At 36.0% G+C, this 16,355-nt stretch carries 14 protein-coding genes; 1 reads left to right on the top strand and 13 read right to left on the bottom strand.

Going from position 1 to position 16,355, the window contains the following annotated elements:
* Positions 1 to 271 (top strand): hypothetical protein (locus ACOI1D_RS17900; RefSeq protein WP_422503154.1); only part of this gene is annotated, 271 nt, incomplete at its 5' end.
* A gap of 443 nt (positions 272 to 714) precedes the next feature.
* On the opposite strand, the gene ACOI1D_RS17905 is transcribed toward ACOI1D_RS17900, so the two are convergent.
* The 13 genes from ACOI1D_RS17905 to miaB form a co-directional block, all read right to left on the bottom strand.
* The gene (locus ACOI1D_RS17905) at positions 715 to 972 is read right to left on the bottom strand and encodes a YozQ family protein (protein ID WP_422503155.1); all 258 of its coding nucleotides are present in this window, start codon (positions 970 to 972) and stop codon (positions 715 to 717) included.
* An 831-nt stretch (positions 973 to 1,803) separates the two neighbouring features.
* Positions 1,804 to 3,141 (bottom strand): type I glutamate--ammonia ligase, encoded by a 1,338-nt coding sequence (gene glnA / locus ACOI1D_RS17910; RefSeq protein ID WP_422503156.1) that lies wholly within the window; start codon positions 3,139 to 3,141, stop codon positions 1,804 to 1,806.
* Positions 3,142 to 3,175: 34 nt separating this feature from the next.
* Positions 3,176 to 3,568: a MerR family transcriptional regulator gene (locus ACOI1D_RS17915; protein WP_422503157.1), complete on the bottom strand. Its 393-nt coding sequence runs from the start codon at positions 3,566 to 3,568 to the stop codon at positions 3,176 to 3,178.
* Between the two features lie 133 nt (positions 3,569 to 3,701).
* On the bottom strand, positions 3,702 to 4,925 hold the full coding sequence (locus tag ACOI1D_RS17920; RefSeq protein ID WP_422503158.1) for an aminotransferase class I/II-fold pyridoxal phosphate-dependent enzyme: 1,224 nt from the start codon (positions 4,923 to 4,925) through the stop codon (positions 3,702 to 3,704).
* 7 nt (positions 4,926 to 4,932) lie between these two features.
* Positions 4,933 to 6,168, bottom strand: a complete 1,236-nt coding sequence (gene hflX, locus ACOI1D_RS17925; protein ID WP_422503159.1) for a GTPase HflX — start codon at positions 6,166 to 6,168, stop codon at positions 4,933 to 4,935.
* A 124-nt stretch (positions 6,169 to 6,292) separates the two neighbouring features.
* Positions 6,293 to 7,225, bottom strand: a complete 933-nt coding sequence (gene spoVK / locus ACOI1D_RS17930) for a stage V sporulation protein K (protein WP_422503161.1) — start codon at positions 7,223 to 7,225, stop codon at positions 6,293 to 6,295.
* Between the two features lie 121 nt (positions 7,226 to 7,346).
* A complete protein-coding gene (gene hfq / locus ACOI1D_RS17935; protein WP_422503162.1) occupies positions 7,347 to 7,571 on the bottom strand; it encodes an RNA chaperone Hfq in 225 nt (74 codons plus the stop codon).
* A 43-nt stretch (positions 7,572 to 7,614) separates the two neighbouring features.
* A complete protein-coding gene (miaA, locus tag ACOI1D_RS17940; protein WP_422503164.1) occupies positions 7,615 to 8,541 on the bottom strand; it encodes a tRNA (adenosine(37)-N6)-dimethylallyltransferase MiaA in 927 nt (308 codons plus the stop codon).
* A gap of 12 nt (positions 8,542 to 8,553) precedes the next feature.
* Positions 8,554 to 10,368, bottom strand: a complete 1,815-nt coding sequence (mutL, locus tag ACOI1D_RS17945; RefSeq protein WP_422503166.1) for a DNA mismatch repair endonuclease MutL — start codon at positions 10,366 to 10,368, stop codon at positions 8,554 to 8,556.
* A gap of 21 nt (positions 10,369 to 10,389) precedes the next feature.
* Positions 10,390 to 12,966, bottom strand: coding sequence for a DNA mismatch repair protein MutS (gene mutS, locus ACOI1D_RS17950; RefSeq protein WP_422503168.1), 2,577 nt, complete (start codon positions 12,964 to 12,966; stop codon positions 10,390 to 10,392).
* Between the two features lie 306 nt (positions 12,967 to 13,272).
* Positions 13,273 to 13,842: an outer spore coat protein CotE gene (locus tag ACOI1D_RS17955; RefSeq protein ID WP_422503173.1), complete on the bottom strand. Its 570-nt coding sequence runs from the start codon at positions 13,840 to 13,842 to the stop codon at positions 13,273 to 13,275.
* A gap of 378 nt (positions 13,843 to 14,220) precedes the next feature.
* Complete coding sequence (locus ACOI1D_RS17960; protein ID WP_422503169.1) at positions 14,221 to 14,646, bottom strand: RicAFT regulatory complex protein RicA family protein; 426 nt, start codon at positions 14,644 to 14,646, stop codon at positions 14,221 to 14,223.
* 1 nt (position 14,647) lies between these two features.
* Entirely contained in the window at positions 14,648 to 16,216 is a 1,569-nt protein-coding gene (miaB, locus tag ACOI1D_RS17965; RefSeq protein ID WP_422503171.1) for a tRNA (N6-isopentenyl adenosine(37)-C2)-methylthiotransferase MiaB, read from the bottom strand.
* Positions 16,217 to 16,355 lie beyond the last annotated feature (139 nt).

The raw sequence follows: 16,355 nt of genomic DNA on the forward strand, positions 1-16,355 counted from the left end.
TAATTTAAAAAATTATTCAATGGAGGATTTATTAGGTGGAAAAGAATTGGAGATTGTTGCTGCAGCACTTTTACTTACGGGTAAGCTAAAAGTTGACGCCGTACAGGTATTTAGAAATTCTCCAGTTGTTTCTATTATTCTGCTAGGGCAGTATGAAACTACAAAAGACAGGAAAACGAATGATTTAATCGACTTTATGAAAAAAAATGGGGACATGACACTTGAAGAGGTTACAAATGCTTTCTATGCAGTTAACAGACAGAAAGGATGATACGATGAGCAATCCAATTGATAATAACTTTAGCGGTACAAATATTATTAATACCGTTATAATAATTTTATTTATTTTACTTCTATTTTACGGTTCGACTGACTTAACTGATCTTACAAGTGCAATTTAATTACTTCATAAAAAATATCCTTTAGCCCCTTCCAGTTCAAATTCAATACATTCTAATACTTCCTATTATTATTTAGAAAATAAACACTGTCTACATCAGTAAGATGGTAAGTTGTGTTATTGGAGCACGCTGTTTCCACAAGAGGCATTTATAAATTTTTGAGAAAATGGGTTAGTCTAATCTGGAAAGTATGAGATCCAATGCCTAATTGAACAGGCATTGGTCCTACTAAATTGTTGTAATGCCTCTTTGGGGACCCCCTTAATTTGGTCAGGGTATTTAAATAGTATCTTTTTCTACTTAGAGATCATTATTAACTATCTTTATTGTTTAAATCGCTTTGGTCTCCTAATGCCTTACCATTATGCGTTTTTAATTCACCATTGTTATCTACTACATCAATTTTCCCATCTATTGTACCTTCTGTATAATTATCTGATGCTTGTTCATGAGTTATAGCAATCCCTTTGTCTAATTCGTCATTGCTATCATAGTCAGACACTTCATGCTTTTTTCCAGCTACCTTCTTTGCGCTTTCAATTGTTTCTCTTCTGTATTTTTCGTTATCCATTGCTTACCCTCCTTATTCACATTTATAGTGTGCACATTAAGCATTAATATAATTCCTTATCTTTAGTAGTGTGCATAACACTTATATAGGAGGTTGCCAATTGATTTATGATAACCATTATCGATTTAATATTTTGGATTGAGTTTCCTGTAAAGGAATAATTACAAAAAAAGAACCAAATTACTATATCAAAAAAAGTCGCTCAGAATTATTCTGAACGGCTTCATCGGCCATGTTATTATTTTATTTAATATGAAAATACTTTGAAATCAGATGTCTCTCCTAAAACTAAATCCATTACGCTAGGTGTGTCTTTTCTTTTTTGTTCCTTTTCTTTTAGAACAGACTTCACAGACCAATATATCCTTATCTTTACTGGTCTTTAACACTTCATTACATTTCAAACATCGTGGTGGTAGGTTCGTCCTTTCTTGTTCTCTAATTGGTTTAATGAAACTCATATTACAATCATCTCCTTTGTTTTAGTATATTCAATCTATTCTACGCTTAGGAGATATTTTCCTTTAATTTTATATTTTTTTATAAAAAAACCAGCTTTGCTTCCATATTAGGAAACTTTGCTTAACACCAAGCCTTAGTTTATACTCTCTTTCTGCTAAAAAAGACACCTCGGAGAGATGTCTTAATGACTATACTTACTTTTTTAGATATTTCAAAGAGAATACATCAAAAAAACACTGTCCAGTTTGATGATACATGGACAGTGTTTTTTGAAATGATTATTTTTTTAAAAATATTTAGGTATTATCAGGATTTGAAACTTGGATCTATCGTACTTCACCATGTTAATAACCCATTTTATATCAGTACCTAGAATGATGTTAAGTATTGCTCGCGCTCCCAAGGGTGAACGGTAGTACGGAACATATCCCACTCTATCTCTTTAGCCTCAACAAAGTGTTCGTATAAGTGTTCACCAAGTGCTTCTTTAATAACTTCGTCTTCAGCAAGCTCTTTAAGGGCATCCATTAATGTTGCAGGCAGGTCTTTAATTCCGTTTTTCACGCGCTCTGCTTTATCCATTGCATAGATATTACGATCAACTGGTTTTGGTGCTGTTAATTTATTCTTTATACCGTCTAATCCAGCTGCAAGTAATACGGACATTGCCATATATGGATTTGCTGACGGATCAACACTTCTTGCTTCAATACGTGTGCTTAATCCTCTCGAAGAAGGAATACGTATTAACGGACTACGGTTTAATCCTGACCAAGCTACATAACAAGGTGCTTCGTATCCTGGAACCAAACGTTTATATGAATTTACTGTTGGATTTGTAACAGCAGTGAAATTTGTTGCATGCTTAATAACTCCTGCAGTAAACTGCTTCGTCAATTCACTAAGCTGCATATCTCCTTTTTCGTCATAAAACATATTTTGATCGCCTTTGAATAATGACATATTTACGTGCATTCCAGAACCATTAACTCCAAATAAAGGTTTTGGCATAAAGGTTGCATGTAAATTATGTTGTCTAGCGATTGTTTTTACAACCAATTTAAACGTTTGAATGTCGTCAGCGTGTTTAACAGCATCGGAATATTTAAAATCAATTTCGTGCTGTCCTGGTGCTACTTCATGATGTGATGCCTCGATTTCAAAACCCATTTCTTCTAGCTCTAAGACAATATCACGTCGGCAATTTTCCCCAAGATCTGTAGGAGCTAAGTCAAAATAACCGCCTCTGTCATTTAATTCAAGTGATGGTTCACCTTTTTCATCTAGTTTAAATAGGAAAAATTCAGGCTCAGTACCAATGTTAAATGCTGTAAATCCTAATTCTTCCATTTTTTTGATGTTACGTTTCAGGTTATATCTTGGACAACCTTCAAACGGAGTACCATCAGGATTATAAATATCACAAATGAAACGTGCTACTTTACCTTTATCTGAAGTCCATGGATAGACAACAAAAGTATCTAAGTCAGGGTATAGGTACATGTCAGACTCTTCAATACGAACAAATCCTTCAATCGAAGATCCATCAAACATCATTTTGTTATCAAGTGCTTTTTCAAGCTGACTTAATGGAATTTCAACATTTTTAATTGTTCCAAGCATGTCTGTGAACTGTAAACGGATAAACCGTACATTTTCCTCCTCAATCAATTTATAAATATTTTTCTTCGTCGTTTCTGAACTCATTTGTTCATCCTCCTTGAATTAATAAAAATAGTCTTTAATGAAAAAATCTTGATAACTCACCCTGTCGTAAACTTGCTTTACCGAACCGTCCTCCATCATGTAATTCAAGCTTCAACATGTTTCGCAGTTCGCGATCGGTAATGTCTTTGGGTTTCTCTTCTTGTTGTAGTTGATTCGTTACATCAGTAGATTGATGTAAAAGTAGTTTGACTCCTGCCAGGTTAACACCTTTGTCTAAAAGGTTTTTAATTTCCAGCAGGCGGTCTACATCATTAAAAGAAAATAAACGTTGATTCCCACTAGTTCTTTCGGGGTTTATCAAATCGTTATCCTCATAATGTCTGATTTGCCTAGCAGTTAATTCAGTTAATTTCATAACTATTCCAATTGCAAATAAAGGCATAGAACGGCGATCCATATCGTTCATTTGGATACCCACCTTCTTTCTTAATAATCAAATTATAATATATGTAAGATAATTTGTCAACTAAATGTTAGGTTACCTAACACAATGTATATGTTTAATTATTTATTCTTTTCCCTACCCTGCTTTATCTAAACTAGTTTACGATAGATTTTAACGAATCCTTTAAGGCTATCTTAACATGTTCATAGGTCAGACCACCTTGAACAAATGCTGTATAAGGTTCCCGAATTGGGCCATCGGCTGTTAGCTCCAAACTTGCCCCTTGTATAAATGTTCCGGCCGCCATAATAACTTTACTGTCGTACCCCGGCATTTCACTAGGATATGGAGTTACAAATGAATTTACAGGTGAGTTTTGCTGTATCTTTTGACAAAAGTCAATCATTTGCTCTGCAGTGTGAAAGGTAACAGCTTGTATTAAATCTGTTCGTTCAGCTTTAAAATGTGGGTTAGTGGAAAAACCCGCGAGTTCAAGCAATCTAGAAGTAAAGATAGCTCCCTTCAAAGCTTCGCCGACTATATGTGGCGCAATAAAAATTCCCTGGAACATTTCCTGCAGCATGTTTAGTGTCGCACCGGTCTCTTTGCCAAGTCCTGGTGCTGTTAACCTATGCCCGCATTTTTCAACAAGATTTTTTGATCCTGCAATATAACCCCCAGTTCGAACAATACCGCCACCTGGATTTTTAATTAATGACCCGGCTATGATATCTGCACCGACATGAAGTGGTTCTATTTCTTCCACAAATTCTCCGTAGCAATTGTCAACAAATACAGTAATGGATTGATCAATGTCCTTCACGAACTTTACCATCTCTTTAATTTCCTTAATGGTGAATGAAGGTCTGTCTGCATAACCTTTTGAACGTTGTATTGCAACAACCTTAGTTTTTGTTGAGATGGAGTTTTTGACCTGATTAAAATCAACCTCCCCATTTGTCAATAAATCAATTTGTTTATAAGAAATTCGGTAGTTTCGTAATGAACCAGTATCAGTTTCCTCATTTCCTATAACACCCTCCAATGTGTCATAAGGCTTACCTGTAATATACATAAGCTCATCATCAGGCCGCAACAATGCAAATAAGGTTGTTGAAATGGCGTGGGTCCCAGAAACCAGCTGCGGTCTCACAAGGGCATCTTCCCCACCAAATATGTCAGCATATACCTTTTCAAGTACTTCTCTTCCATAATCGTCATAGCCATAGCCCGTAGTAGGATTAAAATGGCTATCACTAACTCGATTTTTCTTAAATGCGTCAAGTACACGTTTTTGATTTTTTTCTACGATTAAACCAACTTTTTTATGTTGCTCATTACAATCTAATTCTGCGTCTTTTGCTAATTGATCTATCATGAATCACTTATTGCTCCTTTAACATGTTTTGGATGGGATGATCCTGTTTGATGAACCCATTCACCAGATATTGATCTAGGTCTTCATTAAATTCTCTTTTTTTCATAATAGTTTCATGTGCAAGTCTATTTATCATTTTACCTTCATTTGGGTCAAGCATTGTTGAGTACCAATCCCACTCCGATTCCAGTAGTGATTCAATTTTTGTATATAACTTTGTAAGATCTTCTTTATCAAATGCACTTATTACAATGTATGGACGGTTGTTTGGAATAAATTCTGCGTCAATTTTGTCTTTCTTGTTATAAATCGTAAGCATTGGGATAGAGGTTGCGTTTAAATCCTGAAGCAATTTATTTACAGTTTCCTGGTGTTGTTCTTTATCAGGATGTGATCCATCAACCACATGCAGGATAAAGTCTGCTTCTGTCACTTCCTCCAATGTTGATCTGAACGCTGCAATAAGAGCTGTAGGAAGGTCTTGCAAAAATCCAACAGTATCAGTTAGCAACGCTTGAAATCCACAAGGAAGTTGAAAATGCCTGGTTAGCGGATCAAGTGTCGCAAATAATTGATCCTCTTCAAGTGATTGTTCTTTCGTAATTCTATTAAATAACGTTGATTTCCCTGCATTTGTATACCCAACAATTGCAAATTGAAATGCCTGATTTGTTTTTCTGCGTTTACGATATTGTTCACGTTGGCTAACCACTACCTTAAATCGACGTTGAATATCATAAATTCTCCGTCTTATATGGCGTTGATCAGTTTCCAGTTTTGTTTCTCCTGGTCCCCTTGTACCGATCCCTGCACCTAAACGGGACATTTGCGCACCTTGCCCGTGAAGCCTAGGGAGCAAGTATTCCAGTTGGGCAAGCTCTACCTGAAGTTTACCCTCCTTTGTTTTAGCACGCATTGCGAATATGTCGAGGATTAACTGACTTCGATCGATCAGGGGAACACCAAGTTCCTCAGATAAATTACGTGACTGACTAGCGGACAATTCATCGTTTGATATAACTAGATCAATTTCTAATTGTTCCACCTCAAGCTTAATCTCTTCAATCTTTCCTTCACCAATATAAGTTGCAGGATGAATTCTGTTTCTTTTTTGTGTAACTATCTTTTTAACCGTGCCGCCTGCAGTATTACAAAGTGAAGATAGCTCATTTAATGAGGATTCGAAATGCTCGTCCGTTTGATTTTGTTTTTTAACTGCTATTATCAATATTTGTTCTTGCATTTTTATCAGACCTCTTTCTAAAGATAAAACGATTAATTCCACTTAATTTCACAATATCCTATATATATCATAGCAAAGTGAAAACCTTATCACAATTTTGTATGATAAGGTTTTCTTAGCTTTCCTAATTACTTGCTGTCTTATCAAATACTAAATCTTGTTTCGTTAACGTTATCAATGTATCAGTAGAAATATTGTTCTGATTTAATAGACGCATCGCCTGTTTTCGAATGGATCTTTCGATAACATTCCGAACAAAGCGTGCATTAGAAAAATTTATAGGAGAATGGTGTTTTTCCATCGTGATCTGTTCTCTCAGCTTCCATTCAGCTTCAGTTGTTAATTGGTATTCCCGCTCCTGCAGCATTTTCTTTGCAATTTGTAAAAGCTGATCAACAGGATAATCCTGAAAGTCCAGAATAAAAGGGAATCTGGATTTTAATCCAGGGTTTAACAATAAAAATCTTTCCATTTCGTACGGGTAGCCTGCTAAAATCAACACAAAATCATCATGGTTATCTTCCATATGCTTCACTAACGTGTCAATTGCTTCCTTTCCAAAATCCTTTTCCCCACCCCGCGCAAGGGAGTATGCTTCGTCAATAAATAGTACACCACCCGCTGCTTTTTGAATAATGGCACGGGTCTTCTGAGCAGTTTGGCCAATGTATTCACCTACTAAATCAGCTCGTTCTGCTTCAATAAAATGCCCTTTTGAAAGTATATTCATATCATAATATGCAGCAGCCAGTTTCCTTGCAACTGTTGTCTTACCAGTACCTGGGTTCCCTTTAAACAACATATGCAGTACCTGATTAGAAGAATTCAGACCAATTTGTTTTCGCTTTTCATTAATTGTTATCATGGCATATATTTCTTTAATTGATTGTTTTAAATGATCCATTCCTACGAATGATGAGAATTCTTGATCAATACGGTAAAATGGGCTATTTTTTTTGTGAGCATGACGTTGATCTGGTTCCACTTTCACGCCGTCCTTTTCACATAAAACAATGTTAATTTGCCCATTTTTATTTTGCATCATTTGCGATTCCAAATCATCACCCCTTAGTCAATTTAGTATACGCACATATTGAAAAGGTTGTGACAAACGCCCATAGTAAAAACTAAAAAAAAACAAGAGGACGCTCAATTGTTGATTTGAACGTCCCCATGTTTTACTCTTTCTCTAACGTCACATTTTTAACTGGTGCAAAGGTTGAAATTGCATGCTTAAAAATAAGTTGTTGTTTGCCGTCAGATTCTATTAAAACAGTAAAATTATCAAAAGCTTTAACAACACCTCTTAATTGAAAACCATTTAATAAAAACACAGTAACTGATATGTGATCTTTTCTTAATTGGTTTAAATACTGCTCCTGAATATTCACAGATTGTGCCATCCCATTTCCTCCTCTTCTGTCTCCATAGTATTTATTTCTACTTTTATCCTAACATTCCTGCTAAATTAGCCAAAATTGTTTGAAATTTTTCATCAATTGTATTAGGAGTTACTGAATACCAGTTAACATCCATTTTATTTTTAAACCAAGTATATTGGCGTTTAGCAAATCTTCTTGAGTTTTGTTTTAAGGCATCAACTGCTTCCTTAAGTTCAATTTCACCCTGAAAATAGGGAATGAATTCTTTGTAACCTATGCCCCGCATTGATTGATGATTTTTTAGGCCATTTGAGTATAGCTGATATACTTCATCAAGTAATCCATCCTGCATCATTTGATCAATTCTATTGTTAATTCTACTATACAGCAATTTACGTTCCATCTCTAATCCTATAAAAATAGGATCATAAGGGGAATTTTTTTGTTCAACCTGATATTCTGACATTGTTTTACCTGTGGTCTCGTATATTTCAATTGCCCGAATTAATCTACGATGATTATTAGGATGAATCTTTGCAGCTTGATCAGGGTCAAACTGGCTTAGATGGTTATGTAAATACATGGAACCAAATTTGTCGAGATCCCTTTCAAGTTGGGCTGTGCGTACAGAATCCCTAGCTTCATTAGAAAAGTTATAGTTAAACAATGCTGATTGGATATATAACCCACTCCCACCAACAATGATTGGAATACAACCCTTTTCTGATATGGTTGCAATATAGCCTTTCACATTTCTTTGGAAATCGGCAACAGAAAAATCCTGGCTTGGTTCTTTGATATCAATCATGTAATGGGGAATTCCTTGTTTTTCTTCAGCAGTCACTTTAGCCGTTCCTATATCCAAGCCTTTGTAAACTTGCATAGAATCCCCACTAATAATCTCCCCATTAAACTGTTGTGCTATCTCAATGCTTAATTTGGTCTTTCCTACTGCTGTAGGACCAACAATTGCAATAACTTTCTGTTTCATAATTTCCTCCATTTACATAACTCGTTTAAACATCTTCTCTAATTCATAGGAAGAAAAATGAACAATGATTGGTCGCCCATGAGGACATGTAAAAGGGTCAGTCGTGTTTCGTAAATCTTCCAGAAGACGGAACATATCTTTTTCATTCAAATAATGATTCGCTTTAATGGAACCTTTACATGACATCATGATTGCTGCTTCTTCACGAATGGATTCAATGTTGACCTTCTCATTTGCCATTATTTGGTCCACCATTTCTCTAACCACTTCTTCCTCATATCCTACAGGAAACCACGTAGGATGCGATCGTATAATGTATGTTTGATTACCAAACTCCTCAAAGAACAATCCTACTTTCTGAAATTCTTCTACATATTGGTCAATAAAGATTGATTCTTGTTTTGAGAATTCGAATGTCATTGGCATCAATAATTCTTGTAAGGTATTTTCTGAATTTCCCAACTTATCTCTAAAAAACTCATACTTTACCCGCTCCTGAGCTGCATGCTGATCAATCATATATAATCCATTTTCATTCTGCGCCATTAGATAGGTACCATGCAGCTGACCAATTGGGTACATAATTGCTACGCGGTTTTGCGTTGATGTTGTCTGCGTGTCAATTTCGTCCGTAACTACTTTTTGAGCAGTAGACAATTTTTCTTCGTTAACTTGTAATTCCGGCTGCTTTTCGTTTTTCTGATATGCCTCAAACCCCTGTACCTGAGTTGTTTTTGGTTGAAAATGGGATTCTGGCTTCTCTTGTTTTGCTTCATTGAATTCTATCGACGGCTGAAATGACTGTCTCTTTTTAGGTTCTGTTTGTTCCATTTCAGGAATTAACGTTGTATGTCGAAAGGTTTGTCGAATCAATTCTTCAATTAGTTGAAATAATTCTCTTTCCTTACTAAATCGTACTTCTAGCTTAGTTGGATGTACATTTACATCCACTAAAATGGGATCCATTTCTATGGACAAGACAACAACAGGCATCCTGCCAATTGGGAGTAACGTATGGTAGCCTCTTATGATTGCTTGTGATAAAGGAATGCTTTTAATAAACCTGCCATTAATAATTGTTGAAATATAACCTCTGGACGCTCTGGTTATTTCCGGTTTTGCAATATAACCATTAATTTGAAAGTCTAATGTTCCCTTATTGACTGGTACCATTTTCTTGGCAATATTCATTCCATACACCTGTGAGATAACCTGAAGCAATTCGTTTGTTCCGGCAGTCTTAAATAATTCTTTCCCATTATGGGTCAATTCAAACCGGATAGCAGGATGTGATAATGCAAGTCGATTCATTAAATCCGTAATATGTCCAAGTTCTGTATGAATTGTTTTCATATATTTTAACCGTGCAGGTGTATTAAAAAATAGATCCTCCACAAGAATTTCTGTACCTTTACGGGCATCACTTTTAGATTGTTTTATTATTTTTCCACCTTCAAGTTCTATCCAGGTTCCAGAATTCACGCCCTCAGATGTCTTAATTTTTAATTTGCTAACGGCAGAAATACTCGCTAGTGCTTCTCCACGGAATCCGAGTGTTTTGATGTGAAACAAATCAGTTTCATTTTTAATTTTACTTGTTGCATGGGGCAGGAAGGATTTTAACGAATCAGATTCAGACATTCCATCACCATCATCAGTTACTTTTATTTTCTGTAAGCCTGCCTCTTCAATATCGATTTTAACCCATGTACTGTTTGCATCAATACTGTTTTCCACAAGTTCTTTTACAACAGATGATGGGCGTTCAACAACTTCTCCAGCAGCTATTTTATTTGCAAGCGCATCAGACATTTGGAATATTTTCATGAAAACATATCCTTTCTACTCCTATTTTCTAAGCTTCTTTTGCAAACGATTTAACTCATTCATCGCATCAAGTGGGGTCATGTCAAATAGATTTAATTTTTTAAGTTCCCCAATAATTGACTCTTCTGCTTTAGTAACTGACTTAACTTGACTAGCAGCTGCTTCCTCCGCAAAAAAAGATAACTGACTTGCACTATTCTCATGAACTAAATTTCCCTTTGGTTCTTTGTTTTCAAAGTCCTGCAACAATGTAGTCGCCCTGTCTATTAATATGCTAGGAAGGTTTGCCAGTTTTGCAACATGAATCCCATAGCTCTCATCAGCCGCTCCATCTTTTATTTGATGAAGAAAAACAACATTATCCTCATATTCCTCAGCCCGTACATGAATATTTTTTAAATTAGATAACGTTTGGTCAAGTGTTGTCAGTTCATGATAGTGTGTGGAGAATAGTGTCTTGGCTTGAATATGGTTGTGAATATACTCAACAATAGACTGGGCAAGCGCCATCCCGTCATAAGTGCTTGTGCCTCGACCTATTTCATCTAAAAGAATTAAACTATTACTGGTGGCATTTGAGATTGCGTGATTAGCCTCGAGCATTTCGACCATAAATGTACTTTGTCCAGAAACCAAATCATCAGCGGCACCAATTCGGGTGAAAATCTGATCAAATATAGTTAATTCAGCCCGCTCACAAGGGACGAAACATCCGATTTGCCCCATTAGTACCGTAAGAGCTAACTGACGCATATATGTACTTTTACCCGACATATTTGGACCTGTAATTAATAGGATGTTTGAATGTTGATCCATAAACACATCATTTGGGACAAATTCTCCACTCTTCATTACTTTTTCAACCACTGGGTGTCTCCCATTTTTGATTTGTAGATTGTTTTCGACGAATTCTGGCCGTTTGTAATTATTGCTCTCACTTACAGTGGCGAATGACTGTAATACATCAATTTTACTAATAACTTCCGCAAGCTTTTGCAGTTCCGGGATGTATGCTTTTAGTTGATTGCGAATCGCCAGAAACAATTCATATTCTAATTCAACACTTTTTTCTTCCGCTTCTAATATTAGTTGCTCTTTCTCCTTTAATTCGGGAGTTACATATCTTTCTGCATTGGTTAAAGTTTGCTTTCGTTCGTATCTTCCCTCTGGTAAAAGATGAAGGTTTGCCTTAGTGACTTCTATATAGTAGCCGAAAACTCGATTATAGCCGACTTTCAGCGACTTGATTTTCGTTTCTACTTTTTCTTTTTTCTCAAGCTCTTTGATCCACTGTTTCCCATTTTTTGATGCATCACGATACTTATCTAATGTTTCATTATAACCATCCCTGATCAGAGAACCATCCTTAACAGAAATTGGAGGGTTATCAACCAGACTTGATTCAAGTAGGCCTACTAATTGATTTGGTGATTCGATTGATTGTGTTATTTTATCTATTTGATTAGAATCAAACTGTTTTAACACAGTAATTAACTCTGGAATTTTGGATAATGACTGCTTTAATTGAATTAAATCACGACCATTTACATTTCCAAAAGCGATACGTCCTGCTAATCGTTCAAGATCGTAAACAGATTTTAATCCCTCTCTCAGGGAATCTCTTTCCATAAACCCATTATAAAAAGTCTCTACAACATCTAATCTTTCTTCTATTTGGTTCTGCCTTAACAGAGGACGCTCAATCCACTTTTTCAATAATCTTGAACCCATTGAAGTAACCGTATGGTCCAAAACCCACAGCAAGCTGCCATGCTTTCCTTTTTTTATAATTGTCTCAGTTAGCTCCAAATTGCGCTTTGAATACATATCCAGTTTTAAAAATTGTTTTAATTCAATAATTTGAGCTGGCTGTAAATGATCAAGGGAGCGTTTTTGTGTATGCTGGACATAATTTAACAATCTACTAAACGCCTGAACCAAACGCTCGTCATTTAAGTGATCGAATAAAACTCTGTATTCCCCACTAAACGAAACCTCATCCTGATAGGACAAGGTAACACTTAGTTTATCTTTCAGCTGTTGTTTGTGATCATCAGGCAACGTAGATGATACTACTATTTCTTTAATTGGCTGATTATAAAGTTCATGTATAACAGCGTCCCACCCATCAGTAACAAGCGCAATGGAACTCTCACCTGTAGATAAATCGTTGTACACTATTGCATATGTGCCATCCTCAAAATAGGAAAGACTAGTAATATAATTATTTTCTTTTTCATTTAACATATTCGATTCCATAACAGTTCCAGGAGTGATTAGCTGAACAACCTCACGTTTCACCACACCCTTTGCGTGCTTTGGATCCTCTACCTGCTCACAAATAGCTACTTTATAGCCCTTTTCCACTAAATTTTTAATGTAATTTGCAGCAGCATGATAAGGAACACCACACATTGGTATTGGGTTTGCTTTTGCTGCATCACGTTTAGTTAAAGTAATTTCAAGTTCTCTGGCCGCGACCACAGCATCATCAAAAAACATTTCATAAAAATCGCCAAGGCGAAAAAATAAAAATGCATCCCTGTAGTCTTCCTTAATTCGTAAGTATTGCTCCATCATCGGTGTTTGTTTCGACACGCATATTCCCCCAAAAAACAACAATATATTCTGACCCAATTATAGCATAAATTTAAAAGTGGAGCAGGCTTGAACTGCGACGACATGCATAAGCAAGTGACCGCAAAGCACATGGGCTTGGTGCTTGGAGTGTCAATTGCTTATGACACGAGTCGCAAGCCATGCGCAACTAGATAAAACGAAAAGCGTAGGCGACTGTTTAGTGGTGACACGCATAAGCAAGGAACCGTAGAGGGAGTTATGTATGGTATTGTGATGTATTTATTCAAAAAAAAGTTACGAGAGAGAACTTCCCTCGTAACAGTTTTAATCGTCGTTATCTTTTTCGTCTAGAAAATCTGGGTCAATTTCCTCAAGCTCATCATCACTTACATCGAGCTCCCAGTCTTCGTCGTCATCGTTATCAAATCCCGATGGATCTACCTTAACGTAAACTTTGGTATCACCAATAATCTGAACCAAAAATTCTCTTTCGATTTCAACTACAACTTTGTTCGCTTGGTTTGTAATTTTACACTCCAGACAATTAGGTTGCTGAAGTACTTTTGCAACTACATCATAATCATCACTTATACAGTTGTTGTCTTTCACGGCTAGTTTGATATTGTCACAGTAGGTAATTCTTTCTGTAACCACCTCTGTTTTGGTATTATCATTGTATGAATACCATATATTGATATCATAACTACCATTTACTTCAACGGTGTTCTTTGATTTCTTTTTGGCGTGATATAAATGATTAATTACCCAGCACCCTAAAATGCTAGATGGTTTATGGGATGGTGATATCGAATGTGTTGCTTCTACAAACCTGCGACCCTTTCCACATACGGCTTTCGTAATGATTTCTCTATATTCTTGATCAAGAAATGTCATAATTCCGTTTACCTCCTCTTTTTTCATAGCCATTTTATGCAAGACAAATACCTAAAGTGCATACCAAAACTATAAAATCAAAAGCGGATCAAAATTATAACCTTATATAGCCTATCTTAACTGGGTTAAAGCTGACTATAAAAAATTTAAAAAAATCTTAGCTTTCACCTCAAATTAACGGTAAAAACTAAGATTTCCACATTTTAAATTGGATTTTTTCGTAAGTTTTGCTGCCCTTTAAATCTTCGCGGTGGATAAAAACTGCGACGTAACCGCTGTACTGATTTCCGCTACGAGCAGTCGCTTTCCGTAGCGGTAAATAACATGTATAGATTTTATGTCAACAACAAACTTTGCAGGCAAACAGCGCTTAAATTACTAACTGCACGATGACCCCTTTTTCGATTTTGATCCAGTTTCACCTGCTAATAAATCGCCACCAGTGGAACGAATCACATCGTTTGTGACCTCACGGGCGATTGTTCCAGATACAAGCTGAAGAACATCATTAACAACGATTTGTGTTTCTTTAAATTCTTGTACAATTGGAATATCATCTATTTCTGCTTGGTAACGATCGATTTCTTCTTCCACTCTCTTTAATGCTTCCTTTTTTTCATAAGCTTGTAAATTAACTGCTTGTTTCTGAAGTGCTTTGATTTTTGTTATAAGCTTCTGCACCTTTTGACTCTCATTAATTTTTGCTTCTACTTCTTTAAAACGATCAATTTCATCTGTGTTTGCAAGCATTTGTGCGAGTTTTTTCGCTTCATCTAAAATTTGTGTACGTGTATATTCTGCCATCTTAATTCACCCCAACTGTATTTTCTACCATAATACCATTTAATGACCACGTTTTCGCTTCAGTTATTTTAACTTCTACAATTTTACCAATAGAAGATTCTGGCCCCTTAAAGTTCACAAGCTTGTTCTTTTCTGTGTATCCAGCTAAAACATCTGGATTCCTTTTACTTTCACCTTCTACAAGAACGTTAACAACTGTATTTTCTAACCGTTTCATTGACTCGGCTGATTGTTTGTTGACCAAATCATTTAGTCGGTATAAACGTTGCTTCTTAACATCCATTGGAACATTATCTTCCTTCTTAGCAGCGGGAGTACCATCACGAGGTGAATAAATATACGTATAGGCAGCCTCAAATCCAACTTCTTCCATTAATGTCATTGTTTCCTCAAATTGCTCCTCTGTTTCGTTTGGGAAACCTACAATGATATCAGTAGTCATTGTTGCATTTGGCATTGCCTTGCGAATTTTTGCTACTAGTTCTAAATATTGTTCTCGGGTGTATTTGCGGTTCATTAGTTTTAACACTTCACTGCTTCCTGATTGAACAGGTAAATGAATATGGTCAAGAAGATTGCCTCCTTGAGCTAAAACTTCGATTAAATGATCATCAAAATCTCTTGGGTGTGAAGTGGTAAACCTCACTCTAGGAATATCAACTTTATGAATATCATCCATTAACTCACCAAGACCGTACGTAATACCTTCTAAGTCTTTTCCATAAGCATTAACATTTTGACCTAGTAACGTAATCTCCTGATACCCCTGTGCGGCCAAATGACGTACCTCTTGGATGATATCTTCTGGCCTGCGACTTCGTTCTTTACCCCTGGTCATTGGCACAATGCAATAGGTGCAAAATTTATCACAGCCATACATGATGTTTACCCAGGCTTTAATTTTACCTTTACGTACCTTAGGAAGGTTTTCAATAATATCGCCTTCCTTAGACCACACTTCAACCACCTTGGCTTTACCAAAAAGGGATTCTTTAATCAAGTGTGGTAAACGATGGATATTATGTGTTCCAAAGATAAGATCTATTTGTGGATGCTTTTTCAATATACGATTTACAACTGATTCTTCTTGAGACATGCAACCACATACACCTAAAATCAGATCTGGTTTTTCAAGTTTTAATGGTTTTAAATGGCCGATTTCACCAAACACCTTATTTTCAGCATTTTCACGTATAGCACATGTGTTTAATAGAATTATATCAGCATCTTCTGTAGTGTTGGTTGATTCATAACCCAACTCTGTTAAGATACCAGCCATAACCTCTGTATCATGTTCATTCATTTGACAACCATACGTACGGATTAAAAATTTCTTTCCTACTCCAATATTATTTATATCCTCTGGTATACCAAAGTCATAATGAACATTTACCTTGTCACGGCCTCTTTTTCTAGCCTTATTAAGGTTTGGAGGTTCGTATGTAGTCTCAAAGTATTTCGCGAAATCTTCACTTGTTTTATCCTGCAAGGGTTTGTCCTGACCGGATTTTCTGTCCGCGGCATCTCCCTGGTTAATTTGGTTCATTTCTTTTCGCTGTTGTTCGTTCATGTACATATAGCTCCTTCCTCTATTTAAAAAACACAAATCTGTATAGAATTTCATTATTACAGTATAATGCCTACAAGGAAATTTAACAATAGATTGAACAAGTACAACAGCTTAAATGAATGTCATTGTCAAAAAATAG

This window comes from Virgibacillus sp. DJP39 (assembly GCF_049310925.1).
Taxonomy (GTDB): Bacteria; Bacillota; Bacilli; order Bacillales; family Amphibacillaceae; genus Virgibacillus_F.